28 protein-coding genes are annotated in these 26,782 nt (G+C 59.0%); 15 read left to right on the top strand and 13 right to left on the bottom strand.

Annotated elements, in window-relative coordinates; all coding sequences use genetic code 11:
• The first annotated feature begins 270 nt into the window (after positions 1–270).
• Positions 271–702 (top strand): OsmC family protein, encoded by a 432-nt coding sequence (locus ACI5GA_RS15980; protein WP_404639459.1) that lies wholly within the window; start codon positions 271–273, stop codon positions 700–702.
• Between the two features lie 124 nt (positions 703–826).
• Positions 827–1,060 carry a DUF1161 domain-containing protein gene (locus tag ACI5GA_RS15975; protein WP_404639461.1) on the top strand — a complete coding sequence of 78 codons (234 nt, stop codon included), beginning with the start codon at positions 827–829 and terminating at the stop codon, positions 1,058–1,060.
• A gap of 105 nt (positions 1,061–1,165) precedes the next feature.
• Here ACI5GA_RS15975 and ACI5GA_RS15970 read toward each other — a convergent pair whose 3' ends face one another.
• Positions 1,166–1,582: a hypothetical protein gene (locus tag ACI5GA_RS15970; protein ID WP_404639463.1), complete on the bottom strand. Its 417-nt coding sequence runs from the start codon at positions 1,580–1,582 to the stop codon at positions 1,166–1,168.
• A 109-nt stretch (positions 1,583–1,691) separates the two neighbouring features.
• Here ACI5GA_RS15970 and ACI5GA_RS15965 point away from each other — a divergent pair, with 109 nt between their 5' ends.
• A complete protein-coding gene (locus ACI5GA_RS15965; RefSeq protein WP_421423374.1) occupies positions 1,692–2,756 on the top strand; it encodes an aminopeptidase in 1,065 nt (354 codons plus the stop codon).
• Positions 2,757–2,979: 223 nt separating this feature from the next.
• Here the strand turns inward: ACI5GA_RS15965 and ACI5GA_RS15960 are convergent, their stop codons facing one another.
• Positions 2,980–3,630, bottom strand: a complete 651-nt coding sequence (locus ACI5GA_RS15960; protein WP_421423373.1) for an HAD family hydrolase — start codon at positions 3,628–3,630, stop codon at positions 2,980–2,982.
• An 85-nt stretch (positions 3,631–3,715) separates the two neighbouring features.
• The gene (locus ACI5GA_RS15955) at positions 3,716–4,261 is read right to left on the bottom strand and encodes a gamma carbonic anhydrase family protein (RefSeq protein WP_421423372.1); all 546 of its coding nucleotides are present in this window, start codon (positions 4,259–4,261) and stop codon (positions 3,716–3,718) included.
• 90 nt (positions 4,262–4,351) lie between these two features.
• On the opposite strand from ACI5GA_RS15955, the gene prlC reads away from it, so the two are divergent.
• Together prlC and ACI5GA_RS15945 are read left to right on the top strand one after the other, a co-directional pair.
• Positions 4,352–6,403: an oligopeptidase A gene (prlC, locus tag ACI5GA_RS15950; protein ID WP_421423371.1), complete on the top strand. Its 2,052-nt coding sequence runs from the start codon at positions 4,352–4,354 to the stop codon at positions 6,401–6,403.
• Positions 6,400–6,687, top strand: coding sequence for a YheV family putative zinc ribbon protein (locus ACI5GA_RS15945; RefSeq protein WP_404639473.1), 288 nt, complete (start codon positions 6,400–6,402; stop codon positions 6,685–6,687). Before prlC ends, ACI5GA_RS15945 begins: the two co-directional genes overlap by 4 nt.
• Positions 6,688–6,772: 85 nt before the next feature.
• On the opposite strand, the gene ACI5GA_RS15940 is transcribed toward ACI5GA_RS15945, so the two are convergent.
• Both ACI5GA_RS15940 and ACI5GA_RS15935 read right to left on the bottom strand, forming a co-directional pair.
• On the bottom strand, positions 6,773–8,407 hold the full coding sequence (locus ACI5GA_RS15940) for a hypothetical protein (protein ID WP_421423370.1): 1,635 nt from the start codon (positions 8,405–8,407) through the stop codon (positions 6,773–6,775).
• Between the two features lie 169 nt (positions 8,408–8,576).
• Positions 8,577–9,227, bottom strand: a complete 651-nt coding sequence (locus tag ACI5GA_RS15935; protein ID WP_404639477.1) for a hypothetical protein — start codon at positions 9,225–9,227, stop codon at positions 8,577–8,579.
• A gap of 420 nt (positions 9,228–9,647) precedes the next feature.
• On the opposite strand from ACI5GA_RS15935, the gene coxB reads away from it, so the two are divergent.
• The 4 genes from coxB (at position 9,648) to ACI5GA_RS15915 (ending at position 14,010) form a co-directional block, all read left to right on the top strand.
• Positions 9,648–10,775 (top strand): cytochrome c oxidase subunit II, encoded by a 1,128-nt coding sequence (gene coxB / locus ACI5GA_RS15930; RefSeq protein WP_421423369.1) that lies wholly within the window; start codon positions 9,648–9,650, stop codon positions 10,773–10,775.
• Positions 10,776–10,947: 172 nt separating this feature from the next.
• Positions 10,948–12,534, top strand: coding sequence for a cytochrome c oxidase subunit I (gene ctaD, locus ACI5GA_RS15925; RefSeq protein ID WP_404639481.1), 1,587 nt, complete (start codon positions 10,948–10,950; stop codon positions 12,532–12,534).
• A gap of 13 nt (positions 12,535–12,547) precedes the next feature.
• Positions 12,548–13,108: a cytochrome c oxidase assembly protein gene (locus ACI5GA_RS15920; RefSeq protein ID WP_421423368.1), complete on the top strand. Its 561-nt coding sequence runs from the start codon at positions 12,548–12,550 to the stop codon at positions 13,106–13,108.
• Positions 13,109–13,125: 17 nt separating this feature from the next.
• A complete protein-coding gene (locus tag ACI5GA_RS15915; RefSeq protein WP_421423367.1) occupies positions 13,126–14,010 on the top strand; it encodes a cytochrome c oxidase subunit 3 in 885 nt (294 codons plus the stop codon).
• Between the two features lie 155 nt (positions 14,011–14,165).
• Here the strand turns inward: ACI5GA_RS15915 and ACI5GA_RS15910 are convergent, their stop codons facing one another.
• Positions 14,166–14,369: a twin transmembrane helix small protein gene (locus ACI5GA_RS15910; protein ID WP_421423366.1), complete on the bottom strand. Its 204-nt coding sequence runs from the start codon at positions 14,367–14,369 to the stop codon at positions 14,166–14,168.
• Positions 14,370–14,440: 71 nt separating this feature from the next.
• Here ACI5GA_RS15910 and ACI5GA_RS15905 point away from each other — a divergent pair, with 71 nt between their 5' ends.
• The 5 genes from ACI5GA_RS15905 (at position 14,441) to ACI5GA_RS15885 (ending at position 18,496) form a co-directional block, all read left to right on the top strand.
• Positions 14,441–15,202, top strand: a complete 762-nt coding sequence (locus ACI5GA_RS15905) for an SURF1 family protein (RefSeq protein ID WP_421423365.1) — start codon at positions 14,441–14,443, stop codon at positions 15,200–15,202.
• Complete coding sequence (locus ACI5GA_RS15900; protein ID WP_404639491.1) at positions 15,168–15,761, top strand: hypothetical protein; 594 nt, start codon at positions 15,168–15,170, stop codon at positions 15,759–15,761. The genes ACI5GA_RS15905 and ACI5GA_RS15900 overlap by 35 nt, the downstream gene beginning before the upstream one ends.
• Before the next feature lie 11 nt (positions 15,762–15,772).
• Entirely contained in the window at positions 15,773–16,828 is a 1,056-nt protein-coding gene (locus ACI5GA_RS15895; RefSeq protein ID WP_421423364.1) for a COX15/CtaA family protein, read from the top strand.
• 139 nt (positions 16,829–16,967) lie between these two features.
• Positions 16,968–17,867, top strand: a complete 900-nt coding sequence (gene cyoE, locus ACI5GA_RS15890) for a heme o synthase (protein ID WP_421423363.1) — start codon at positions 16,968–16,970, stop codon at positions 17,865–17,867.
• On the top strand, positions 17,864–18,496 hold the full coding sequence (locus tag ACI5GA_RS15885; RefSeq protein ID WP_404639495.1) for an SCO family protein: 633 nt from the start codon (positions 17,864–17,866) through the stop codon (positions 18,494–18,496). Before cyoE ends, ACI5GA_RS15885 begins: the two co-directional genes overlap by 4 nt.
• A gap of 136 nt (positions 18,497–18,632) precedes the next feature.
• On the opposite strand, the gene ACI5GA_RS15880 is transcribed toward ACI5GA_RS15885, so the two are convergent.
• From ACI5GA_RS15880 to ACI5GA_RS15870, 3 genes are all read right to left on the bottom strand, one after another.
• Positions 18,633–19,406, bottom strand: coding sequence for a MetQ/NlpA family ABC transporter substrate-binding protein (locus ACI5GA_RS15880; protein ID WP_404639497.1), 774 nt, complete (start codon positions 19,404–19,406; stop codon positions 18,633–18,635).
• A gap of 67 nt (positions 19,407–19,473) precedes the next feature.
• Positions 19,474–20,148 (bottom strand): methionine ABC transporter permease, encoded by a 675-nt coding sequence (locus tag ACI5GA_RS15875; RefSeq protein WP_404639499.1) that lies wholly within the window; start codon positions 20,146–20,148, stop codon positions 19,474–19,476.
• Positions 20,148–21,155, bottom strand: coding sequence for a methionine ABC transporter ATP-binding protein (locus ACI5GA_RS15870; protein ID WP_404639501.1), 1,008 nt, complete (start codon positions 21,153–21,155; stop codon positions 20,148–20,150). The genes ACI5GA_RS15875 and ACI5GA_RS15870 overlap by 1 nt, the downstream gene beginning before the upstream one ends.
• Before the next feature lie 368 nt (positions 21,156–21,523).
• On the opposite strand from ACI5GA_RS15870, the gene katE reads away from it, so the two are divergent.
• The gene (gene katE, locus ACI5GA_RS15865) at positions 21,524–23,683 is read left to right on the top strand and encodes a catalase HPII (protein ID WP_404639503.1); all 2,160 of its coding nucleotides are present in this window, start codon (positions 21,524–21,526) and stop codon (positions 23,681–23,683) included.
• A 121-nt stretch (positions 23,684–23,804) separates the two neighbouring features.
• Here the strand turns inward: katE and ACI5GA_RS15860 are convergent, their stop codons facing one another.
• The 4 genes from ACI5GA_RS15860 to zur form a co-directional block, all read right to left on the bottom strand.
• Entirely contained in the window at positions 23,805–24,518 is a 714-nt protein-coding gene (locus ACI5GA_RS15860) for a PA5502 family lipoprotein (RefSeq protein WP_421423362.1), read from the bottom strand.
• 158 nt (positions 24,519–24,676) lie between these two features.
• Positions 24,677–25,459 carry a zinc ABC transporter permease subunit ZnuB gene (znuB, locus tag ACI5GA_RS15855; RefSeq protein ID WP_404639507.1) on the bottom strand — a complete coding sequence of 261 codons (783 nt, stop codon included), beginning with the start codon at positions 25,457–25,459 and terminating at the stop codon, positions 24,677–24,679.
• Positions 25,452–26,270: a zinc ABC transporter ATP-binding protein ZnuC gene (gene znuC / locus ACI5GA_RS15850; RefSeq protein WP_421423360.1), complete on the bottom strand. Its 819-nt coding sequence runs from the start codon at positions 26,268–26,270 to the stop codon at positions 25,452–25,454. Before znuC ends, znuB begins: the two co-directional genes overlap by 8 nt.
• On the bottom strand, positions 26,270–26,752 hold the full coding sequence (zur, locus tag ACI5GA_RS15845) for a zinc uptake transcriptional repressor Zur (RefSeq protein ID WP_404639511.1): 483 nt from the start codon (positions 26,750–26,752) through the stop codon (positions 26,270–26,272). The genes znuC and zur overlap by 1 nt, the downstream gene beginning before the upstream one ends.
• Positions 26,753–26,782: the final 30 nt, after the last annotated feature.

Here is a 26,782-nt window from a genome sequence, read left to right as displayed (position 1 = left end):
TGGGAGGCTGGGGCGGGCGCCGAAACGATAGCGGCACGAGCGCAGAGCCTGCGTTAAGCCTAAATATTAGCGTTAAGGCCATAGGATAAGGCCGGATTTTGAGGTTGCAATGGGTGGAAGGAAATTTCCTACTGATTTGGTCGGAATTGCTTCCATGAAATCCGGCAAATAAAGCACGCACGTCACAACCGTTGAACTAAGACCCGCCTACACTCCTCAGACTTTTGGTCCACGTGCGAGCCCTTCGCACTTTTCACATGAGGAGACACCATGAGCATCGTCAAGAAAGCATCCGCCCATTGGGAAGGTGATCTGAAGTCCGGCATCGGTAGCATCTCCACAGAAACCGGCGTATTGCGCGAAGCGCCCTACGGTTTCAAGGCCCGTTTCGAAGGCGGCAAAGGCACAAACCCTGAAGAATTGATCGGCGCGGCCCACGCGGGCTGCTTCTCGATGGCCCTGTCGATGATCCTCGGCGGCGCGAATCTGAAAGCCGAAAGCATCGACACTCAGGCCGAAGTCACGCTGGATCAGGTCGATGGTGGTTTCTCGATCACTGCGGTGCACCTGATTCTCAAGGCCAAGGTGCCAGGCGCGACTCAGGCACAGTTCGACGAACTGACCAAAGCGGCCAAAGAAGGCTGCCCAGTGTCCAAGGTGCTGAACGCCAAGATCACGCTGGACGCCACGCTGCTGAGCTGATTCCGCGCTGGCGCTTCACTCGAATGGCCCGCTTTGGCGGGTCATTTGCGTTCCAGAACCCGGCATGGCCGTTGCGGTCTGATACAGGGCCGACGCACATCGCGCGGCGTCGAAGGAGTCGAACATGAAACGCATCGCCACCACCCTGCTTCTCAGCGCCCTGACCACCAGCGTGTTCGCCGCTCCCAAACCCTGTGAAGAGCTCAAGGCCGAGATCGAAGCCAAGATCCAGGCGCAGAACGTCAGTTCGTACACCCTGGAAATTGTCAGCAATGAAGAGGTTCACGATCAGAACATGGTCGTGGGTTCGTGCGACAACGGCACGAAGAAGATCATTTATCAGAAGAATGATCGGTAAAAGCAGGCGCGGGTTGAACCCTCTGTAGCAGTCCGGCTTGCCGGCGGTGGCGATTTCAAAGCCCCCACCGCCGGCAAGCCGGACTGCTACAGAGATTGGGTTTGATCATGGAATACAGAAAATCTCCCCCTCGTTCGCCAACACCTTGCGCTGCTCATCCCTCAATTGCGCGTCGATGCTGTTGGCGATATGGCGCACGTCCAGACGATAGCGGCGTCCTGCTTCAAAGTGGTCGTAGTTGATGGTCACGTAGCAGGTCAGCTCGTTGTAGATGTCCATCGACAACCCCAATCCGCCGGGCGCGTACTCGTAGTCATAGCGCACTACCAGCTTGTGTTTGCCAGGTGTCACCTGAAAAAAACGGCCATCTTCCGTGCGCTTGCCATCGACTTTGTCGGACATCAGCGTTTTGCCAGTGAAGGTGTGCAGATCAACCCAGGCCTGCTGCGGGTCGACGGCGGGCAACGGGCCTGCGCACCCGGCCAGCAGACTCAGGGCTATGAAGGACAAGGGCAGGCGCATGGCAGACTCCGCATTCAGGCAGATGGCGAGGTGGTTGCGTCAGAGGCCGACTCTGCGGCATAACGCTGGGCTTTATACCTTTCAAGTATTTCGACGTTAAGGCCGCTGCATGACTCGATCGAACATCTCGTGGTTCCGGCGCGGCGTGCCGATGCTGGCGATTTTACTCCTCAGCGGCTGTTCCAGTCTTTCCTATTACACGCAATTGGCCAGCGGGCAGTTGGCCCTGCTACGTGCCCGCGAACCGGTGGCTGATGTGGTGGCCGATCCTCAGCGCGACCCCAGACTCCGAGAGCACTTGCGTACCTCGCAACAGGCCCGTGAGTTCGCCAGCCAGCACTTGCACCTGCCCGATAACCAGAGCTATCGCTTGTACGCTGACATTCATCGCCGGTACGTGGTGTGGAACGTGTTCGCCACGGGCGAGTTTTCGTTAGACCCGGTGACGCACTGTTTCCCCATCGCAGGCTGTGTGGCCTATCGCGGTTACTACGATGAGAACGCGGCGCGAGGCGAAGCTGCGTTGCGCAAGCTGGAAGGCAAGGATGTTTACGTCAGCGGCGTGGAGGCGTACTCAACACTAGGCTGGTTCAACGACCCGATCATCAGTTCGATGATGAACTGGGGCGATGAGCGTCTGGCGACGCTGATCTTCCACGAACTGGCGCATCAGCGCTTTTATGTGAAGGACGACAGTGAGTTCAACGAATCCTACGCCACGTTCGTGGAAGAGGAAGGCACCCGCCAATGGCGCGCCGCTCGTGGGATGCCGCCTGAAACGGCGTCATCCGAAACCCGACGGCGTGATCAATTGACCCAATTGGTGCTCGCAACCCGGGATCGTTTGAAAGCCCTTTATGCCGAGCCGTTGAGCCCGCAGGTCATGCGTGAGCGCAAAGCGGCCGAGTTCGAGCGGTTGCGCGATGAGTATCGGCAAATGCGCGACAGCCAGTGGGGGGGTGACAAACGGTTCGACAGCTGGGTTTACGCGCCGATGAACAACGCCCGGTTACTCCCCATCGGACTGTATGACCAATGGACGCCTGCGTTTGGGGCGTTGTTCAGGCAGGTGAACGGCGATTGGCCTGCGTTTTTTGCAGCGGTCGAGAAGATGGGCGATCTGCCCGCAGACCAGCGCAAAACGGCGCTGGAGCGGTTGATGAGGGCCGATTGAATGCGGTGCTGGTTTTGTGGGAGCCGGCTTGCTGGCGAAGGCGGTGTGTCAGTCAACTCATTTCTGTCTGATACTCCGCTTTCGCCAGCAAGCCGGCTCCCACAGTGATACGTGTTGAGCCCTGAGTTTGTGATTGATGCTGATTCTGTGGGAGCCGCCCCTGGTGGCGAAAGCGATTGACCAGGCAACATAGAAGCTCCCACAGTTTTGATCAGTGCCGACCTCAGGATCTGAGAAACGCCTGATGCAAGTCTTTCAACGAGTCGAAGTGGTAGGTAGGCGCCTCAGCCTCCAGCTCTTCCCGGCTGCCAAACCCATACCCCACCGCCGCCACATCCAGCCCGTTACGCTTGCCGCCGATCAAGTCATGCTTGCGGTCGCCGATCATCAGGGTTTGCTTGGGGTCGAGCTTTTCTTCATCCAGCAAATGCCGGATCAGCTCAACTTTGTCGGTCCGCGTGCCGTCCAGTTCGCTGCCGTAGATCAATTTGAAATGCCGAGCAAAGTCGAAATGCCGGGCGATTTCGTGGGCGAATACCCAAGGCTTGGACGTCGCGATGAACAGCGTACGGCCCTGATCCGACAGCAGGTCGAGCAGTTCGAACACGCCATCGAACACCAGGTTTTCATACAGCCCGATCACCTTGAAACGCTCGCGATAGAAGCCCACCGCCTCCCACGCCTTGGCTTCGTCGAAGTCGTAAGCGCGCATGAACTGCTGCAACAGCGGCGGGCCGATGAAATGCTCAAGCTGTGTGATGTCCGGTTCGTCGATGCCCAGCTTGCTCAGGGCGAACTGGATCGAGCGGGTGATGCCTTCACGTGGATCGGTCAGGGTGCCGTCCAGGTCGAACAGAATATTCTGGTAGTGCATGTTGTCTCTCAAAGGCATGTAGAGAATGCTTTGTTGGTGTGCGCTCCCACGGGGTAATCCGTGCCCAAAGAACGCGTATTGCCGATCAGGGCTTGTCAAAGCCCTCGGCCAGATGCTGGTCTTTGAGCTTCACGTAATTGGTCGCGCTGTAGGGGAAGAAGGCGATTTCTTTCTCGGTCAGCGGACGAACCTGTTTCACCGGGCGGCCGACATACAGAAAGCCGCTTTCCAGACGTTTGCCCGGTGGCACCAGGCTGCCTGCACCGATGATCACTTCATCCTCGACCACTGCGCCGTCCATGATCGTGCTGCCCATGCCGATCAGGATGCGGCTGCCAATCGTGCAGCCATGGAGCATGACTTTGTGGCCGATGGTCACTTCATCGCCGATGATCAGCGGAAAACCGTCGGGGTTGAACGGGCCTGCGTGGGTGATGTGCAACACGCTGCCGTCCTGAACGCTGGTACGCGCCCCGATGCGGATGCGGTGCATGTCCCCGCGAATCACCGTCAGTGGCCAGACCGAGCTGTCGGCGCCGATTTCCACATCGCCGATGACAACCGCCGAATGGTCGACGAAAGCCCGTTCGCCAAGGGCTGGCGTGTAATTCTGGAACGTGCGAATGGCCACAATAGGCTCCTTCTCTGATGCTGATAGCTGCGGTCAGCGCCGATTGTAATTAAGATGCTCGGGTGTTTCTTCCAGCCAAGGTGCCAAACCGTGAGCGCGAACAACCCTCTTTTGCAATCGTACGACCTGCCACCTTTCTCGGCGATCCGTGCCGAGCACGTAAAACCTGCCATTGACCAGATTCTTGCCGACAACCGCGCCGCGATTGCCGAGCTCCTCGCCAAGCAAGGTTCGCAGCCTACATGGGCTGGCCTGGTGCTGGCGATGGACGAGTTGAACGACCGCCTGGGCGCCGCCTGGAGCCCGGTCAGTCACCTGAACGCCGTGTGCAATAGCCCCGAACTGCGCGAAGCTTATGAGTCCTGCCTGCCTGCGTTGAGCGCCTATTCGACCGAGATGGGCCAGAACCGCGAACTGTTTCAGGCCTTCGAAGCCTTGGCCAACAGCCCGGAAGCCGCCGATTTCGACGTCGCCCAGAAGACCATTCTGGAGCACTCGTTGCGTGATTTCCGCCTGTCGGGCATCGACCTGCCGCCTGAGCAGCAGAAGCGTTACGCCGAAGTGCAGAGCAAGTTGTCGGAGCTGGGCAGCCAGTTCTCCAACCAGTTGCTCGACGCAACTCAAGCCTGGACCAAGCATGTCACCGACGAAGCCGCACTGGCTGGCCTGACCGACTCGGCCAAGGCTCAAATGGCTGCTGCGGCGAAGGCCAAAGACCTCGACGGCTACCTCATCACCCTGGAATTCCCCAGCTACTACGCAGTGATGACCTACGCCCAGGACCGTGCGTTGCGCGAGGAAGTCTACGCCGCGTATTGCACCCGCGCCTCGGACCAAGGCCCGAATGCGGGTAAGAACGACAACGGCCCGGTCATGGAACAGATCCTCGATCTGCGGCAGGAGCTGGCCAAACTGCTGGGTTTCGCCAGCTTCTCCGAGCTGAGTCTGGCGACCAAAATGGCCGAGTCCAGCGATCAGGTGCTGAGCTTCCTGCGCGATCTGGCCAAACGCAGCAAACCATTTGCCGCTCAAGACCTGCAACAGCTCAAGGCTTATGCTGCCGAGCACGGCTGCCCGGACCTGCAAAGCTGGGACAGCGGTTTCTACGGCGAAAAACTGCGCGAACAGCGCTACAGCGTTTCTCAGGAAGCCCTGCGCGCCTATTTCCCGATCGATAAGGTGCTGGGCGGCCTGTTCGCTATTGTGCAGAAGCTGTACGGCATCGAAATCACCGAGCTGAAAGACTTCGATACCTGGCACCCGGACGTTCGCCTGTTCGAAATCAAGGAAAACGGCCAGCACGTTGGCCGCTTCTTCTTCGACCTCTATGCTCGCGCCAACAAGCGTGGCGGTGCGTGGATGGACGGCGCCCGTGATCGCCGCCGTACTTCGGGCGGCTCGCTGCAAAGTCCGGTGGCCAACCTGGTGTGCAACTTCACTCCGGCAGATTCGGGCAAGCCTGCGCTGCTGACCCACGACGAAGTGACCACCCTGTTCCACGAGTTTGGTCATGGTCTGCATCACTTGCTGACTCGTGTCGAACACGCGGGCGCGTCGGGCATCAACGGCGTGGCGTGGGATGCGGTCGAGCTGCCAAGCCAGTTCATGGAAAACTGGTGCTGGGAGCCGGAAGGCCTGGCGCTGATCTCCGGGCACTATGAAACCGGTGAGCCGCTGCCACAGGACCTGCTGGAAAAAATGCTCGCCGCGAAGAATTTCCAGTCCGGCCTGATGATGGTCCGTCAACTGGAGTTCTCGCTGTTCGACTTCGAACTGCACGCCACCCATGGCGACGGTCGTAGCACGTTGCAAGTGCTGGAAGACGTACGCGACGAGGTGTCGGTCATGCGTCCACCCGCGTACAACCGCTTCCCGAACAGCTTTGCGCACATCTTCGCGGGCGGTTACGCGGCGGGTTACTACAGCTACAAATGGGCTGAAGTGCTCTCGGCTGACGCCTTCTCCAAATTCGAAGAAGACGGCGTGCTCAATGCCGAAACCGGTCGTGCCTTCCGCGAAGCGATTCTGGCCCGTGGCGGCTCGCAGGCGCCGATGGTGCTGTTCGTCGACTTCCGCGGACGCGAGCCTTCGATTGACGCACTCTTGCGCCATTCCGGCTTGAGCGAGGATGCGGCAGCATGACCGATACACCGCAGGTGATTACCAAGAAACGCTTCATCGCCGGGGCGGTCTGCCCGGCGTGCAGCGAGCCTGACAAGCTGATGATGTGGAGTGAAGACGACGTCCCGCACCGCGAATGCGTGCATTGCGGGTATTCGGACACGCTCAACGCTCAGGGTCAGTCGATCCCGAAAGAGTTGGGCACGCGGGTCAATCAGGAGAAGGCCAAACCGGCCAATCCGAAGGTGCAGGGGGTGCAGTTTTTCCCGAATCCGAAGCTGAAGAAGCCGGTTGATCCGAACTGACCGGCTCTTTCAACTCGCCTCACCCGCCTAGGGTGAAGCTGGGCAAGGGGGCGTATGTTTCGATCCCTTGCCCAGGCCCGGTGGCTTATTTAGCACCGCCGATATAGCCGAAGGAAATCTTTCCATCGACGCCTTCTTTATGGTTTGTCACTTGCACATCGGCGTCCTGATAAGAACGGTTGAAGCTTCCTATGACGACAGGCGATGTAATGTCGCGCCGGACGGTGACCACTGTCCTTCCTTGATTCAAATTCCCGTCGGGATGCCCGGTCAATGTGAATTCGGCGCCCTTTTTGGCTCTGAGGATCTTCGCTGAGCGTATTTCGTCATTGGAGCAGCCGTAGCTGTTGCTTTTCATTTTTATGTTGTAAACACGATCAAAGGGGATAGTACAGTCAAGATTTTGACTGGCGTTATTGCCTTCATACAGCGCGATGCTGGCGTCTGAGAAGTCTAAAGGCGTTTGCTTTATTTCAATGCGTGATACTTTTCCTTTCAGACCATTATTACGAATATATGTTGCCTTGTAGGCATCCGTCGTCCGGTTTTGCTCAAACGAGCCCACCACCACTTTCTCACGAAGACCAATATCACGCGTCACATCAATGATCATGTGATCATCTTCACGGTTACCGTTGGCGCTGTCGTACAGAGAAATGCGGGTACCTTTGGCGATACCCGAGAGAGACAGGGATCTCGCTTCGTCATTCTCGCAACCGGCAGTTGGCAGGCTAAGTGTTCGGGAGCCCCGTGGGATCACGCAGACTGCATCCTGCTTGGCGTCTGCATTATTGCCTTCCCACAAATAGATGCCACCTTGGCTGAGTGCCTGAGTGTAGGCCAAGGTGTCTCCGTTGCGGTAGTTATCGATGGCAATGAAGTTTGGAGTTTTTCCGCAGTTATTAACGCGGCGGGTGAGATAGGTCAGGTTGTTGTCATACGCAGCGGAGTCGAAAATGGTTTTTGTCGCAGTATGAAACTGATTCATCAGAAACAGACGGCTCCAGGATTTACCCGTATTTGCGTGGACGCGAGACTCCGTGACGGGAGTGTCACCGTAGCGACTTGGACACGACCAGTTGTGTGCCGCTTCAATGTTTGAGGCGGCTGCACCCAGCGTGGACCAGTGGTTTTGCGCAACCCAGTCCTTGTCAAACAGTACCGTCACGGTCTTGCCGTTAACCGTATAGCTACCCGCCAGCGATCGTTTGTCAGTGAAAAGCATGAGTCGATTGTTTTGCGCGACCAACTGGCTCATGAGTGGCCAGTTGGTGGTGTTGAAGTTGGCAGGGTTGAACGTAACGTCTGCAATTTCAGGCACGGAGTTGAACAGCGTCTGCAGATGAGAGCGTTCAATGTAAGATTCCATAAAAATCGAAATGACTTCGTTACGGTTCTGCTTCAAAAAGGGAATGAATTCATTCGCCAACTGGTTCCTGAAGGGGCCGTAACAGAATGACTCTGTATGGCAAACCCGGATTTGCTCCTCTTCTCGGTAATTAGATTTGTGATACAGATCGATCATGAAGCTGCGCACGCCATCCCGCATCTGCTGTGGAAGTTCTTGCATGTTCTGATTGATCTTTTCGTACGAATTGTGGGTGTTGACCCAGGAGTATTCGTGGAAAGGCTTGTCTTGGTGGGCAAACGGATTGTTTGCCATTGCACTGCCGCCAGTCGTGATAGCGGCAATGGCGATGAGCGTTTTTGAGTAATGCATTGCGAATTCCCTTTCGATTTCCAGCGCGTCCTGCGCTTTGGATGAGTGCCTGATTCAGACGCCTATACTCTTAACCCAGCACTAAGCGCTTTGAAATCGATAAGGCTTTGCAAATTGTGATACCCAGACAGATCCGAGCACGTTCAGATCTGTCTGGCGGTTATGGCAATCAGTCCTTCACCACTTCCATTTCAAGCCCCACACCCAACTGGCGCGACAGGCTCGGCCAGCGTTTCCACGCGGCTTCTGTATCGGGGCTGGCGAGCTTGTCGCGGTAGGCTTCGACCGACTCCAGCGAGAAGCTGTCTTCGTCCAGCAACTGGTCGATGGCGTGGTGGACCACCTCATCAAGCTGGTTCGCAAACGTTTCACCGATCAATTGATGAGCGATGACACTGGCGACGGTGGTGTTCACCGGAATCAGCGGTTGGCGCAGGTGCGTGATGTACAGATCGTTCACTTCCTCCACCAGGCGGTGAGCCAGGTAGGCTTCGTCCAGCAGGCTGTCCAGCCCTTCGTGGCCTTGCATGATGGCAGGCGGTGCACTGAAGAACTGCTCGGCGATTTTGAGTACCGGTTTGATCTGGCTTTCGATACCGGCCTGAAGGGCTACTTCATGAGCGGCATCCAGCAAATCCGGGACCTGTTCGATATAGGCGATGACGAAACGCGCCAATACGCCTCGCGCATCGACATCGGGAAGATGGATGGCAGGGTGCAGATGGGGAAGTTGTAACTCGAGTTGACGCAGAAGCTGGCCGGTCTTTGTCTCGTGTTCCTGTGCTTGGGTGATCTGCTCGCGCAATGCGGCGGTGTTCATGAAGGCTCCATGGGCAATAAACTCAGGCTGTCATTATAGGGAAGTCATACGTTAGCTGGCTTATCAACGACACTCAGACGTAATTGTCATAACAGATTCATGGTTATGTGCATCAGCTATTAAAACGCCACTTTTTCCGCGTTTACCTCAAATTTTTCTCGCTAAGACGCGTGCGTATAGCTGGCTTTTGCAGATTCTCCACCCCGTGCGCGCAATGGCGCCGTGGCTATACTCGGATCTGTGATGAGTGTGCTTGATGAAATCGGAACGTGAAGCAGGCTTGGCCCCGGTCCACTGGCATCTTGAATTGACCGCTCCCTCGCCCGCACAGGCAACGTGAAACCTTGCGCTCGGCCATGGTTGTCACCCCGCCTGAAAAGACTGCTGGCAACAATAAGAAGAACATGAGGGGAACCCGCAATGATGCGACATCCACACGTCTGGATGGGCCTCCTGTTGTGGTCGGTATTCAGTCCGGTGCACGCTGCCTGGACCACGAATATGGCGCCTGGAGCGACTGAGGTCAGCCACAAGGTTTTCGACCTGCACATGACCATCTTCTGGATATGTGTGGTGATCGGGATCATCGTCTTCGGGGCGATGTTCTGGTCGATGATCATTCACCGACGCTCGACCGGGCAGGTGGCCGCCAAATTTCATGAAAGCACCACGGTGGAGATCCTCTGGACAATCGTGCCGCTGCTCATTCTCATCGTCATGGCGATCCCCGCCACCAAGACCCTGATCCAGATGTACGACAGTAGTGAGTCGGGGCTGGACATCCAGATCACTGGGTATCAATGGAAGTGGAACTACAAATATCTGGGGCAGGACGTCGAGTTCTTCAGCAACCTGGCCACGCCCCAGGATCAGATCCACAACAAGGAAGCCAAGGGCGAGCACTATTTGCTGGAGGTCGATCAGCCGCTGGTGGTGCCGGTGGGCGTGAAGATCCGGTTTCTGGTGACGTCGGCTGACGTTATCCATTCCTGGTGGGTGCCCGCCTTCGCCGTGAAGCGCGATGCCATTCCCGGTTTCGTCAACGAGGCGTGGACCAAGATCGAGAAGCCCGGCATCTACCGTGGCCAGTGCGCCGAACTGTGCGGCAAGGACCATGGCTTCATGCCCATCGTGGTCGAGGCCAAGACTCAGGCTGATTACGACACCTGGCTCGCCGAGCGCAAACAGGAAGTGGCCAAGCTCAAGGAGCTGACCAGCAAGGATTGGACGCTTGAGGAGTTGGTGGCGCAAGGCGACAAGGTTTATCACACCACCTGCGTGGCCTGTCATCAGGCGGAAGGTCAGGGCCTGCCGCCGATGTTCCCGGCGCTCAAGGGCTCGAAAACCGTCACCGGACCTAAAGAAGAGCACCTGAACACCGTGTTCAACGGACGGCCGGGCACGGCGATGGCGGCGTTTGGTAAGCAGTTGTCGGAAGTCGACATCGCCGCTGTCGTGACCTATGAGCGCAACGCGTGGGGCAACAACAAGGGTGACATGGTTACGCCCAAAGACGTGTTGGCCCTCAAGCAGGCGGCTGCGAAATGAACGTTCTAATAAGCCACACAACCTGTAGGAGTGAGCTTGCTCGCGATGCGGTGGCTATCGCACAGACGTTGTGGCGAATGTACCGACTATTCGCGAGCAAGCTCACTCCTACAGGGGTAAGTGGCGTCGCCGAGATTTGTGTCTGGTGCGAAATTTCCGCAGGAGACAGGACATGAGTGCAGTGATTGACGACCATGGCCATGAAGGCCATGCCCACGGTCCCGCCAAAGGCCTGATGCGCTGGGTGTTGACCACCAACCACAAGGACATCGGCACGTTGTACCTGTGGTTCAGCTTCTGCATGTTCCTGCTCGGTGGCTCGTTCGCGATGGTGATCCGCGCCGAGCTGTTTCAACCCGGCCTGCAGATCGTCGAACCGGCCTTCTTCAACCAGATGACTACCATGCACGGCTTGGTGATGGTGTTCGGCGCAGTAATGCCCGCCTTCGTCGGCCTGGCCAACTGGATGATTCCGCTGATGATCGGCGCGCCGGACATGGCCCTGCCGCGCATGAACAACTTCAGTTTCTGGCTGCTGCCGGCTGCCTTCCTGTTACTGGTCTCGACCCTGTTCACCCCCGGTGGCGGGCCGAACTTCGGCTGGACCTTCTACGCCCCGCTGTCCACCACCTACGCGCCAGAAAGCGTCACCTACTTCATCTTCGCCATTCACCTGATGGGCATCAGTTCGATCATGGGCGCGATCAACGTCATCGCCACCATCCTCAACCTGCGCGCCCCCGGCATGACCCTGATGAAAATGCCGCTGTTCGTCTGGACCTGGCTGATCACCGCGTTTCTGCTCATCGCCGTGATGCCGGTGCTGGCCGGGTGCGTGACGATGATGCTGATGGACATCCATTTCCACACCAGCTTCTTCAGCGCAGCGGGCGGGGGGGATCCGGTGCTGTTCCAGCACGTGTTCTGGTTCTTCGGGCACCCCGAGGTGTACATCATGATCCTGCCTGCGTTCGGCGCGGTCAGTTCGATCATCCCGGCGTTCTCGCGCAAGCCGCTGTTTGGCTACACCTCGATGGTCTACGCCACGGCGAGCATTGCGTTTCTGTCGTTCATCGTCTGGGCGCACCACATGTTCGTGGTGGGCATTCCGTTGGTGGGCGAATTGTTCTTCATGTACGCGACCATGCTGATCGCCGTGCCCACCGGGGTGAAGGTGTTCAACTGGATCAGCACCATGTGGCAAGGCGAGCTGACCTTTGAGACACCCATGCTGTTCGCCGTGGCCTTCGTCATCCTGTTCACCATCGGCGGCTTTTCCGGGCTGATGCTGGCGATCGCGCCTGCGGACTTCCAATATCAGGATACCTATTTCGTCGTCGCGCATTTCCATTACGTGCTGGTGCCGGGGGCGATCTTCGGGATCTTCGCCTCTGCCTACTACTGGCTGCCGAAATGGACGGGCCACATGTACGACGAAACCTTGGGCAAGCTGCATTTCTGGCTGTCTTTTATTGGCATGAACATGGCCTTCTTCCCGATGCACTTCGTAGGGTTGGCCGGAATGCCGCGCCGAGTGCCGGACTACAACCTGCAATTCGCCGACTTCAACATGGTCTCGTCGATCGGCGCGTTCACCTTCGGTGCCACGCAAATCTTCTTCCTCTTTATCGTCATCAAGACCATTCGTGGTGGCCCCCCTGCCCCGGCCAAACCCTGGGATGGCGCCGATGGCCTGGAGTGGACCGTGCCCTCGCCTGCGCCTTATCACACGTTCGTGACGCCGCCCGAAGTTAAATAAGAGATGAAATGATATGAGCACACAGCGCCCGAACTCGCGACTCGTCACCCGCCTGCTGATGCTGGTGGTGGCGATGTTCGCCTTTGGTTTTGCGCTGGTGCCGCTGTACGACGTGATGTGCAAGGCGCTGGGCATCAACGGCAAGACCGGCGATCAGTACACCCAGACCCAGCAAATCGATGAAAGCCGCCAGGTGCGGGTGCAGTTTCTAGCCACCAACAACGCGGACATGGTTTGGGGCTTCTACCCCGAGGCTCAGGAAATCGTCGTGCACCCCGGCGCGGTGAGCGAAATGCTGTTCGTGGCACAGAACCCGACTGATAAGGCGATGACCGCCCAGGCCATTCCCAGCATCGCACCCGGCGAGGCCGCGGCGTATTTCCACAAGACTGAATGCTTTTGCTTCACCCAACAAATGCTGCAACCGGGCGAGCGCATCGAAATGCCGGTGCGCTTCATCGTCGACCGCGACCTGCCCAGTGATGTGAAACACCTGACGCTCGCTTACACGCTGTTCGACATCACCGCCCGCATGCCGCCGGTGGTCCGCCCTGTTGCGGCCAATGGTGGCTAGGGCCGAGGAGATTCCAGATGGCAACCCATGAGCACTATTACGTCCCGGCGCAGAGCAAGTGGCCGATCATCGCCACGGTCGGCATGTTCGTCACCATGTACGGCCTGGGTACGTGGCTGGTGGGCCTGAAGGCCGGTCGCGACACCCATGGCGCGCTGATCTTCTGCGTGGGGCTGTTGATGGTGGCGTACATGATGTTCGGCTGGTTCGGCACCGTCGTGCGAGAGGGCCGGGCCGGGTTGTACAGCGCCCAGATGGATCGCTCTTTTCGCTGGGGCATGAGCTGGTTCATCTTTTCGGAGGTGATGTTCTTCGTGGCGTTCTTCGGCGCGCTGTTTTACGTGCGGCACGTTACGTTGCCGGCGCTTGGGGGCGAGGGTCCCAAAGCCGTTGCCCACATGCTCTGGCCGGATTTCCAGAACATCTGGCCGCTGCTGCATACACCCGATCCCAAACTGTTCCCGCCACCGAAAGAAGTGGTCGACCCGTGGCATCTGCCGCTGATCAACACCATTTTGCTGGTCAGTTCCAGCGTGACCGTGACCATCGCCCACCACGCGTTGAAAAAGGGCCATCGCGGCGCGCTCAAGCTGTGGCTGGCGCTGACCATTCTGCTCGGCCTCGCCTTCCTCACACTGCAAGCCTTCGAATATCACGAGGCCTACACCGAGCTGGGGCTGACGCTGGGTTCGGGCATCTATGGCGCGACGTTTTTCATGCTCACTGGCTTTCACGGCGCCCACGTGACCATCGGCACGATCATTCTGTTCGTGATGCTGATGAGGATCGCGCGCGGGCATTTTGATGCCGAGCATCAGTTCGGTTTTGAAGCGGCGAGTTGGTATTGGCATTTCGTGGATGTGGTGTGGGTGGGGTTGTTCGTATTTGTGTATGTGCTTTGAGTTGGCCGAATCTTGCGACTGGACGTAGTTCTTGTGGGAGTTGGTTTGCTGGCGAAAGCGACCTGTCAGTCAGCGCATCTTTGACTGCCTCACCGCTTTCGCCAGCAAGCCGGCTCCCACAGGAGGCGCATTATCGACAGGTAGTGTTGCGTGGATCACCAAGGCGGATGCCACACCAACTGCCCGCTGAAATACCCAAAGGCGATCAACGCCAGCGTCACGGCGGCGCAGATCACCCGAACGGTCAGGGCCTTTAGCAAACGGGTGGATGACGCATCGTCCTTCACCAGAAAGAACAGGCCGCTGAACAGGCTCGCGACCGTGGCGAGCAGCATGAACACGATGGTCGCTTTGAGCATCGGATGACTCCGGGAGCGAACGCTATGCACAGGAGTATAGGTGGGCTGAACCAGTCGGTTGAGGAGACGTGATGAAGCGCTTTCAGCCCGGCATTGCCCCCACGCTGGTGGTCCTTGTACTGCTGCCGGTGCTGATTTCTCTGGGCTTCTGGCAACTGGGGCGCGGGGAAGAAAAACGCGTCATGCTCGCCCATTACGCCGAGCGTCGCGCTGCGCCACCCATGTCGGCCGAGTTGCTGCCCAGTGCAGTCGACCCTGCTTATCGTCGAGTGCAGTTGCGCGGCACCTTCGACGCCGATCACAGCCTGTTGCTCGACAACAGCACCCGCCAAGGCAAAGCCGGCGTTGAGTTGATTCAGCCGTTTCATGACCAGCCCAGTGGCCTGTGGTTGATGATCAACCGCGGTTGGCTGCCTTGGCCGGACCGGCGCACACCACCCGTTTTCGACACGCCCTCTGAGCCGCTGAACCTCGATGCCTGGGTCTATGTAGCACCCGGCGCGACCTTCCAGTTGCACCCCGATGCGCAGAACGGCGCATGGCCAAAGCTGCTGACGGCCATCGATCCCGCCAAGGTCTGGCCTGAACTCGACCGCGAAGGCTTCGCCTACGAATTGCGTCTTGAAGCCGGGCCTGCGGCGTATCGCACCGACTGGCCGGTGGTCGCCATGGGACCTGAGAAACACGTGGGTTACGCCGTTCAGTGGTTTGCGATGGCGACGGCGCTGGTCGGGCTTTACCTGTACCTGAGTTTCAACCCTCCTCGCTCTACAAAGAATAAGAAGAAGGAACAAGCCCATGGGAACAACGATGAGTCCGGCCAGCACGTCTGACAGCCGCGCCCCGAAAAACCGGCGTCGCGGGCGTGTGCAATTGATTCTGGTCCTGCTGGTGGCGCTGGGGCCGATGATTCTTGCCACGGCCATGTACAAGCTGCAGTTCTGGGTGCCGGACAGTCGCAGCTATCACGGCGAACTGATCGGCAATGGCGAGAGCCGCACAGAACTTGGCGTGCAGTCCGACGAAAAGCGTTGGCAACTGCTGGTCACCGCGCCAGATCAGTGCGACGCCGACTGCCAGCAGTTGGTGTATCTCGCGCGGCAGATCCAGATTGGTCTGGGCCGGGACGCCTCCCGCGCCAGCCATGCGCTGACCACTGCGCAGCCGCTCAGCGCTGAATATGAGGCCACGCTGACCCGCGAATATCCGCAATTGCAACGCTATCCCCTCGACCTGAAGCGCTATCGGCAAATGGCGCCGGGCGTCGATCTGCCACAACTGTGGATCGTCGATCCGCACGGCAATCTGGTGCTGCGCTATGGCGCGGAGGTCAATGGCAAAGACCTGCTCAACGACCTGCGCCAACTGCTGAAACTGTCGAACATCGGCTAAAGGGGGGCATGATGAACAAACCCGGATTTCGTCTCGCCTTATGCGCAACCCTGCTGGCGCTGGTGGTCGTGTTGCTCGGGGCGTATACCCGACTGACCCACGCAGGCCTCGGCTGCCCGGACTGGCCCGGCTGTTACGGCTTCATCAGCGTGCCAAAGACCGAAGCGCAACTGGCCCACGCGCAATTGCATTACCCGGACTCCCCAGTGATCGAGCACAAAGGCCGTAACGAGATGGTGCATCGCTATTTTGCGGGCGGCCTGGCGCTGACGATCATGATGCTCGGCGTACAGGCCTGGCATCGGCGGCACATCGCCGAGCAACCCGTGGCGCTGCCGTTGCTGTTGCTCGGCGTGGTCTTCGCTCAGGCGGCGTTCGGTATGTGGACGGTGACGCTCAAGCTGTGGCCACAAGTGGTCACGGCGCATTTGTTGGGCGGGATCACGACGCTGAGTCTGTTGTTTCTGCTGACGGCGCGCTTGAGTGGCCAGTTTGCGCCGATAGCTCAAATCGGCCCGCGTTTGCGGCGGCTGGCAGCGGTGGGCCTGGTATTGGTTGGGATGCAGATCGCGTTGGGCGGGTGGGTCAGTTCCAACTACGCCGCCATGGCCTGCACGGATTTGCCGATGTGTCAGGGCCAGTGGTGGCCCGAGGCAGATTTTGCCAATGGCTTTCATCTGACCCAGCACATCGGCCCCAACTATTTGGGCGGCAAACTCGACAGCACGGCGCGCACGGCCATTCACCTGACTCACCGCGTCGGCGCAATGTTGGTGACGTTCTCGCTGCTGGCGCTTGCCTGGCAATTGCACCGAGCAGGGCTCAAGCGCATGGCGGGTTTGTTGGTTCTGGCGCTTGGCGTTCAGGTCGGATTGGGAATCAGCAATGTAGTGTTTCATCTGCCATTGGCGATCGCGGTTGCCCACAACGCGGGCGGCGCGGCGCTGATGCTGACCATGACGTTGATCAACTACCGTGTCAGGCCGGTGTACGCGCCGTCCAACAGGCACGCACCGAGCTTTTGGCAGCATGCCCATGTGCTGTTGCATCTGGGGCCGCATCGATGAATGGGATTTCGTATATGTCTGTAGGAGCGCGCTTGCCCGCGATTGCGTTGGGACATTCGACATCACTGACATCTGGCACACCGTTATCGCGGGCAAGCGCGCTCCTACAGGGATCGCTGCTTGAAATAGGGTATTCCACATGACACCCACAACCGGCGCGCATCACCGCCAGGCCCTGTGGCGAGACTATCTGGAACTCACCAAACCCAAGGTGCTGGTGTTGATGCTCATCACCTCGCTGGTGGGGATGTTTCTCGCCACCCGCGCAGGTGTGTCTTGGTCGGTGCTGTTGTTCGGCAATCTGGGGATCATGCTCTGTGCAGCGGGCGCGGCGGTGGTCAATCATGTGGTAGACCGGCGGATCGATGCCGTGATGGCCCGCACCCATAAACGCCCCATCGCAGAAGGCCGTGTCACGCCCGTGGCGGCATTGGCCTTCGCTGCGGTGCTGGCCATCGGCGGGCAGGCACTGCTGCTGACCTTCACCAATCCGCTGTGCGCCTGGCTCACGCTGGCCTCGCTGCTCGGTTACGCGGTGATCTACACCGGCTTTCTCAAGCGTGCGACGCCGCAGAACATCGTCATCGGCGGCCTGGCGGGCGCCGCGCCGCCGCTGCTCGGTTGGGTCGCGGTCACAGGCCATATCAGCGCAGAGCCTCTTCTGCTGGTGTTGATCATCTTCGCCTGGACGCCGCCGCATTTCTGGGCGCTGGCCATTCACCGCCAAGAAGATTACGCCAAGGCCGACATCCCGATGCTGCCCGTGACCCATGGCGAGCGCTACACCAAATTGCACATCGTGCTCTATACCGGGGTGTTGCTGGCGGCGAGCCTGATGCCGTTCGTGATCAAGATGAGCGGCCTGCTTTACCTGATCTGCGCCTGCGTGCTGGGGATTCGCTTTCTGCATTGGGTGCGGGTGTTGTACCTTGGCAGCCAGCCGCACGCCGCGATCAACACGTTCAAGTACTCGATCTGGTACCTGCTGTTGCTGTTTATCGCGCTGCTCGTAGATCACTACTTATCGTTGAATTTATGACCCGCACCCAAAAAACCGTCTTCATCCTTGTGGCCATCGTGGCATTGATCCTGGGCCTGACCGTCAACCGCGTCCTTTCCGGCAAGGGACCGGGTGATCAGACGGCGCTGATCGACGCCGGGATCATTCTGCTGCCGCAAAGCCGCAGTGTGCCAGACCTGAAACTGGTGGATCAGGACGGCCAGCCGGTGGCGCTGGATGCATTGAAAGATAAATGGACGTTGCTGTTCTTCGGCTACACCTTCTGCCCGGACATTTGCCCGACCACCCTCGCCCAACTGCGTCAAATCAAGAGCGAACTGCCCAAGGAGGCGGTGGAGAAATTGCGCGTGGTGCTGGTCAGCGTCGACCCGAACCGCGACACGCCGCAGCAGTTGAAAACGTACCTGGGCTATTTCGACAAACAGTTTCAGGGCCTGACTGCGCCGGTGGACACCATTCAGAAACTCGCCAATGCGGTGAGCATTCCGTTCATTCCGGCGGACACCAGCAAGCCGAATTACACCGTGGACCACAGCGGCAACCTGGCGTTGCTGGGGCCGGATGGTACTCAGCGAGGATTCATCCGCGCGCCGCTGAACAACCAGAAGCTGGTTGCGCAGTTGCCGGGGTTGGTTGAGCGCAAGTAGTCGTCAGGATGACATTTGATCGTTCCCACGCTCCGCGTGGGAGTGCCGACAAGGCCGCTCTGCGGCCAATGTGACGCAGAGCGTCACGGGATGCGTACCCACGCGGAGCGTGGGCACGATCATCATCTGAGGTGAATCAGAACGCCGGAACCACAGCACCCTTGTACTTGGTCTCGATGAACTGCTTGGTCTCAGGGCTGTGCAGCGCAGCGACCAGTTTCTGGATGGCCGGGTCATCCTTGTTGTCTTCGCGGGTCACCAGGATGTTCGCGTACGGCGATTCCTGACCTTCGATGATCAGCGCATCTTTAGTCGGATCAAGCTTGGCGGTCAGCGCGTAGTTGGTGTTGATCAGCGCCAGGTCCACTTGAGTCAGCACGCGTGGCAAGGTGGCCGCTTCCAGCTCACGGAATTTCAGCGCTTTCGGGTTTTGCAGCACGTCGCTTGGCTTGGCCGTGATGCTGGTTGGGTCTTTCAGAGTGATCAAGCCAGCCTTCACCAGCAGAAGAAACGCACGGCCTTCGTTGGTCGCATCGTTCGGCAGCGCCACAGTGGCGCCATCCGGCAGGTCCGCCAGGTTCTTGATCTTGTCCGAGTACGCGCCGAACGGCTCGACGTGAACTTTGGCCACGCTTACCAGATGCGTGCCCTTGCCCTTGTTGAACTCATCCAGATACGGCTGGTGCTGGAAGAAGTTGGCGTCCATGCGCTTCTGATCGACCTGCACGTTCGGCTGAATGTAGTCGTTGAAGACTTTCACGTTCAGCGTCACGCCTTCTTTGGCCAGCGCAGGCTTCACGAATTCGAGGATCTCGGCGTGAGGCACGGCGGTGGCCGCGACGGTCAGGGTTTCATCGGCGTGGGCGGACAGCGCGGTGACGGCTGCGAAAACGGCCAACAGTTTCTTCATCTCTTTTGCTCCTTGAAATGCGCGCCCCGTGGCGCGCACGTGCCAGCCCATGGCTGACCCCATTCGATTAACGGTGTGAAAAGTGCGCGACCAGCTTGTCGCCCACGGTTTGCAGAATCTGCACCAGCACCAGCAGCAATACGACCGTCACGAACATCACATCGTTCTGGAAGCGCTGGTAACCGTAGCGAATCGCCAAGTCGCCGAGACCGCCCGCGCCCACGGCACCGGCCATGGCAGTGAACGAGACCAGCGCAATCGCCGTGACCGTGATCGCCGCCAGAATGCCTGGACGCGCCTCCGGCAGCAGCGCCTTGACGATGATTTGCCGCGTAGTGGCCCCCATCGCCTGAATCGCTTCGATGATCCCGCGATCCACTTCACGCAGTGCGGTCTCCACCAGCCGTGCAAAGAACGGCGTGGCGCCCGCGATCAGTGGCGGCAGTGTGCCGAGAATCCCCAGCGAAGTGCCGGTGATGATTTCGGTCAGCGGCATCATCACGATCAACAGGATGATGAACGGCAGCGCCCGCAGCATGTTCACGACCAGGCCGATGGTGGCGTAGACCGGCTTGTTTTCGAGCAACTGCCGCGGCGAGGTGAGAAACATCAGCACGCCGAGGGGCAGGCCCAGCAGCACCGTAAACGCGAGAGAAATGCCGAGCATGATCAGAGTATCGCCGGTGGCGACCCAGATTTCGTACCAGTCGACGTTGGAAAACAGAGTGGCGAGAGTGTCCATCAACGCAGGATCTCCATGTGAACGTCAGCGGCGGTGAAGCGCGCGAACGCGGCTTCCATGTCGCCGCCGGTAATGGCCAGCGTCAATTGCCCGTAGGGCGTGTCCTTGATGCGGTCGATACGACCGGCCAGGATGCTGTAGTCCACGCCGGTTTCCCGGGCGACCGTACCCAGCAGTGGCGCGTAGGTCGCTTCACCCTGGAACGTCAGACGCACGATGCGGCCCTGAACGTGGGCGAAATCGGAGTTCCGATCGTTCTCGTCGACCTGCTCGTCTTCCTGTACGAAGCGGCGAGTGGTCGGGTGCTTGGGATGCAGGAACACATCGGCCACGGCGCCCTGCTCGACGATCACACCTGCGTCCATCACCGCCACCTGATCACAGACGCGACGGATCACGTCCATTTCGTGGGTGATCAACACGATGGTCAGCTTCAGCTCGCGGTTGATCTCCGCCAGCAATTGCAGCACCGACGCGGTGGTTTGAGGGTCGAGCGCGCTAGTGGCCTCGTCGCACAGCAGGATTTTCGGCTTGGTCGCCAATGCGCGAGCAATGCCGACGCGCTGCTTCTGGCCGCCGGACAATTGCGCCGGGTATTTCTTCGCGTGGTCGGACAGGCCCACCCGCGCCAGCAACTCGGCGACGCGCTGGTCGATCTGCGCACGGGTCATGTCCCCGGCCAGCGTTAGCGGCATGGCGACGTTATCGGCGACCGTCTTGGACGACAGCAGGTTGAAGTGCTGGAAGATCATCCCGACCTGTTGGCGGAAACTGCGCAGACCATCGGCGTCCAACGCCGTGACGTCGACGCCATCGACGATGATCTTGCCGCCGCTGGGAGCTTCCAGGCGGTTGATCAGGCGCAGCATGGTGCTTTTGCCTGCCCCGGAGTGGCCGATCAGGCCAAACACCTGGCCGTTTTCGATCTGCAGACTCGTGGGGTGCAGTGCGGGAATTTCCCTGTCGGCGACCCGATAGGTTTTATGGACGTATTGAAACTCGATCACGTAGCGAACCTTGTGGGGGCGCGTTGGAAGATCAGCTCGTTTGGGAGCTGCGTGGCGATGCCATTTCGGCCGTTTATCGCCTTGGCTGGATAAACCGGGCGCGCATTTTAGCCTGTCGGGTCGGGGTTAGGCCCGGAATTCTTAGCATTTATTTGGTGGGCGACCTGCCGAATGGTCATAAAAACGGCTGATGCAACGTTAGACCAAAGGTTGGAAAAAACACGGAACGGTCATTTTTCTCCTCAGTCACTTAGTAAGCGCCGGATTCTCCTGCTTCTGTCAGGTAATTCCGGCTGACCGAGCTCATACCGACTTTCCCTTTCGGAAGCGCGAAAAAAGAGCCGCCTGAACCGAGGAGTTTTTGACTGATGGCCACCAAGAAACCCGCACCCGTAAGCAGTACCCCTAAAAGCGAACTGGCAGGCACTGACACGCTAGACCGGGGTAATACCAACACCAAACTCGACAGCCTTGAAGCGTTTCGTTCTGACGCGACCGGTCAGGCCCTGCGCACCAATCAGGGAGTGAAAGTTGCCGATAACCAGAACACGCTGAAGGCGGGCAGTCGTGGCCCTTCGCTGCTCGAAGACTTCATCATGCGTGAGAAGATCACGCATTTTGACCACGAGCGTATCCCGGAGCGCATCGTGCACGCGCGGGGGACGGCGGCTCACGGTTATTTCCAGAGTTACGAGAACCATTCCGCGCTGAGCAAGGCAGAATTCCTGCGCGATCCGGGGAAAAAGACCCCGGTGTTTGTGCGCTTTTCTACCGTTCAAGGCCCGCGTGGTTCGGGAGATACCGTTCGTGACGTGCGCGGTTTTGCGGTGAAGTTCTACACCGCCGAAGGCAACTACGATTTGGTCGGCAACAATATGCCGGTGTTTTTCATACAGGACGCCATCAAATTTCCGGACTTCGTGCACGCTGTAAAACCCGAGCCGCACAATGAGATTCCTACAGGGGGATCGGCTCACGATACCTTCTGGGATTTCGTTTCGTTGGTGCCAGAGTCCGCGCACATGGTGCTGTGGACCATGTCTGACCGTGCGATTCCAAAAAGCCTGCGGACCATGCAGGGCTTTGGCATCCACACCTTTCGCATGATCAATACCGAGGGGAAATCCTCGTTCGTAAAATTCCACTGGAAGCCCAAATATGGCACCTGCTCGTTGCTTTGGGACGAGGCGCAAAAGCTGGCCGGTAAGGACACGGATTACCACCGCCGCGACTTGTGGGAGTCAATTGAATCTGGCGACTATCCCGAGTGGGAGTTGGGCGTGCAGGTCGTTGCTGAAGAAGACGAGCATAAATTCGACTTCGACTTGCTCGACCCCACCAAGATCATTCCCGAGGAAATGGTGCCAGTGACGCCCTTGGGCAAGATGGTGCTCAATCGCAACCCTGACAATTATTTTGCTGAAACCGAGCAGGTCGCGTTTTGCCCTGGGCACATCGTACCGGGGATCGATTTCTCCAACGACCCGCTGCTACAGGGCCGCCTGTTTTCCTACACAGATACGCAGATCAGCCGACTTGGCGGCCCGAACTTTCACGAGATTCCGATCAACCGTCCTGTCTCGCCCAACCACAGCGGCCAGCGTGACGCGCAGCACCGCATGACCATCGACAAGGGACGGGCTTCCTATGAGCCCAACTCCATCGATGGCGGCTGGCCAAAGGAAACCCCCGCAGGCCCCCAGGACGGCGGTTTCGAGAGTTATCAGGAGCGTATCGAAGCGCACAAGGTGCGCGAGCGCAGTCCGTCGTTTGCCGACCATTTCTCTCAGGCCACGCTCTTTTTCAACAGCATGAGTGAGCACGAGAAGGAGCACATCATCGCGGCCTACAGTTTTGAGCTGGGCAAGGTCGAGCGAGAGCACATCCGCGCGCGGCAGGTGAACGAGATCCTCGCCAACATCGACATGACTCTGGCGACACGCGTGGCTGCCAATCTGGGACTGCCGGCGCCAAAAGGCCCGACGGTCAAGGCTCAGAAAACCGGCAAACCGACCGTGGATAAGTCTCCTCTGCTGAGTCAGGCGAACCTTTTGTCCGGTGATATCGCGTCGCGCAAAGTCGCGATCATCGTGGCGGATGGCGTGGACGACAAAGCTGTCGCAGCGATGAAAGCGGCGCTTGAAGCCGAAGCGGCCCATGCCAAAATCCTCGGTCCTACCTCGGCCCCAGTCAAAACGGCGGGTGGCCAAACTTTACCGGTGGATGCGTCGATTGAAGGTTTGCCTTCGATTGCCTTCGATGCGGTATTCATCCCGGGCGGCGCGGCGTCGATCAAGGCGTTGAGCGGCAATGGTGTGGCGCTGCATTACGTTTTGGAAGCATACAAACACCTTAAGGCCATCTCCTACGCTGGCGAGGCCAAAGAGCTGATCGACTTGCTACATCTGGAAGCGGATGCGGGGCTGTTGGCGGTCTCGGACAGCACGTCGTTCAACGCTTTCTTTGAAGCGATCAAACAGCACCGGGTCTGGGCGCGGGAACCGAAGGCCAAGGCGATTCCGGCTTGAGATAAAAGCGCCGGAGGCCTGATTTACCCTTGTGGGAGCCGGCTCCCACAAGAGGTTGTGAGTTTTCATACAAAAAAGGCGTTGCTCGTGAGGGCAACGCCTTTTGTTTGATTAAAAACGATCAGAGCTTGGCGGGTTTCAGAATGATCTGCGCAGGCGCGGATTTTTCAATCTCGCGCTGGATCTGCAATTCGAAATCCGGGTTGATCTTGGTCACGCGCTTGCTCAGCAACGTGGCCAGCCATGGGTAGTCGTCAGTGCGTGGCACCTGCACGATCACTTCACAGTTGAACGCGGTGACATCCGAGGCGATATCGTTGAGTTGACGACGCAATTGCTTCGAATCAGTGATTTTCAGCTCGATGGTCGTGCTCTCGACGGTCGGGTCGATGATCTTGGCTGTGCGCTTGGCTTCCGCCGCTCGCAACTCGGCTTCAGCTTTCTCAAGCTCCGCCTTGCGCGCGTGGGCAATCGCGCCATTGACGCCGCTGGTCAGCGCTGGAGCCTTGGGCATCAGCGCTCGCGCGCGGCTCAATGCTGTGGCCGCAGCGTTGACGTCGCCTTTTTGCAAAACGATCTGGCTGCGGGTCAAGTAGGCCTCGGCCAGCTTGCGCTGGTATTGCTCAAGGCGCGGATCTTCCGGGTCCTTGCTCTGCAGCGCGGCCAACTGGTCTTCAGCGGTGGCCAATTCGCTGCTTGCGATGTTCTGGTCCAGTTGTTCATAGGCGTCGGGTGCTGCAGCCGGAGCTGGCGCCTCGACGGGTTTGCTCTGGCAGGCGCCCAACAGGACGGAAAATGCAGCAAGCAGCAGATAACGGGATGGGAACGGCTTCATTCCTGCGATTCTCTATTTGCGCAAAAAACGAGCAAGTCTACACATAAAGTGGCTTGCACCGAAAAAAACCGATCACGCACGGCGGCATGGGATCAAATCATTGCACATTGCCGCCATGTAATGATTGCCGAGTAAGACTCTACTTTCGGAACAAGGTTCTACCGCTTGGGCAACAGGAAACTGAGCAGGAACAAGGCTGCTGCACACACCACGATAGACGGGCCAGCGGGGGTGTCCTTGAACCACGATAGCGCCAGTCCCCCGCACACGGCGAGGATGCCGATCACACTGGCGCCCAAGGCCATTTGTTCGGGTGAGCGGGCGTGACGCTGTGCCGCAGCCGCCGGGATAATCAACAGCGAGGTGATCAGCAATACGCCGACGATTTTCATCGCCACGGCGATCACCACGGCAATCAGCAGCATCAGTGTCATGCGCAGCGTAGCCACCGGCAGACCCTCGACGGTTGCCAGTTCTTCGTGCACGGTGATGGCCAGCAATGGGCGCCAGAGCGCGCAGATCAAGACCAGTACCGCAGCGCTGCCGCCGAGAATCCAGGCCAGATCGGTCGGGCTGATCGCCAGCAGATCGCCGAACAGGTAGCCCATCAAGTCGATGCGCACCTCGCGCATGAAGCTCAGCACCACCAGCCCGAGAGACAGCGTGCTCGGCGCGAGAATCCCCAGCAGCGTGTCAGACGCCAGTGGTTGGCGCTGTTGCAGGGTCACCAGCAGAATCGCCAGCAGCAGACAGCCGACCGTCACCGCGATGGTCGGGCTGATGTCCAGCAAAAAGCCCAACGCGACGCCCAACAATGCGGCGTGAGACAGGGTATCGCCGAAATAGGCCATGCGGCGCCAGACTACAAAAGAGCCCAGCGGACCGGCAACAACGGCCAAAGCGAGGCCTGCGAGCAAGGCATAGAGTAGAAAATCAGCCATGCTTGCAGTTGTCCCCGTGGTCATGGTTGTGAGGGTGCGAATGCCCGTGATCGTGAGTGTGCGCTTGGCCGTGCGCGGCCTGGCAGACCTCGCCATGCAGGTCGTGAGCGTGGTCATGATGGTGGTGATAAATCGCCAGGCTCGGCGCGTTCTGGCCGAACAGCTCGACGAACGCCGGGTCGTTGCTGACCTGCTCTGGGTGGCCTGAGCAACAGACGTGGCGATTCAGGCACACCACTTGATCGGTGGTGCTCATGACCAGATGCAGATCGTGGGACACCATCAGCACACCGCATTGGTGGCGATTGCGCAATTGAGTGATCAGCGCGTACAGCTCGGCCTGCCCGGCCACGTCAACGCCCTGAACAGGTTCGTCGAGCACCAGCAGCTCGGGTTCGCGCAGTAATGCCCGGGCCAGCAGTACCCGCTGCATTTCGCCACCGGAAATACCTTGCAGCGGGCTGTCGATGACCTTCTCGGCACCGACTTCCATCAACGCGGCGAGCGCTGTTTCGCGATCGACACCCGGCACCAGGCGCAGGAAGCGCAGTACGGAAAGCGGCAGCGTGGCGTCGACGTGCAATTTTTGCGGCATGTAACCGACACGCAGTTTCGGCTTGCGCCAGACATTGCCCGAATCGGGCTTGAGCAGGCCGAGCACGGCGCGCACCAGCGTGGTTTTACCCGCGCCGTTGGGGCCGATCAGGGTCACAATCTCGCCCGGACTTACACTCAATTGAATGTTATCCAGTACGTTCTGACCTGAGCGGGTGACGCTCACACCTTCCAGACGGATCAGTGCGTCGCTCATCAGGCGGCCTTGCAGCCAGCACACACCCCGACGACTTCGACGGTCTGGGTTTCCACGGCAAAGCCGACTTCATTGGCTGCGCTGACGATGGCTGCGCTGATTGCACCGTGTTGCAGTTCGATGGCGGCGTGGCACTCGCGGCAAATCAGGAACTGACCCTGATGCGCATGGGTGGGATGGTTGCAGCCTGCAAAGGCGTTGAGCGAGGCAATGCGGTGCACCAGACCGTGTTCCAGCAGGAAGTCCAGCGCCCGGTAAACAGTCGGCGGCGCGGCGCGGCGGCCATCTTCTTCGCTCAGCACCGCCAGAATGTCGTAGGCGCCCAGCGGCTTGTGGCTTTGCCACACCAGTTCCAGCACGCGACGCCGCAACGCGGTCAGACGCAGGCCTTTTCCGGCGCACAGTGCATCGGCTTCAGCGAGGGCGCTGTGCACGCAATGGGAGTGATCGTGGGGGCGACTGGCCAGTGGTGTTTTAGACATGGGCGGCGACGGCTTCTGGTAGAGACGTTA

This window comes from Pseudomonas sp. Pseu.R1, assembly GCF_045764065.1.
GTDB lineage: Bacteria > Pseudomonadota > Gammaproteobacteria > Pseudomonadales > Pseudomonadaceae > Aquipseudomonas.
This window is presented reverse-complemented; position numbering and strand designations above follow the sequence as displayed.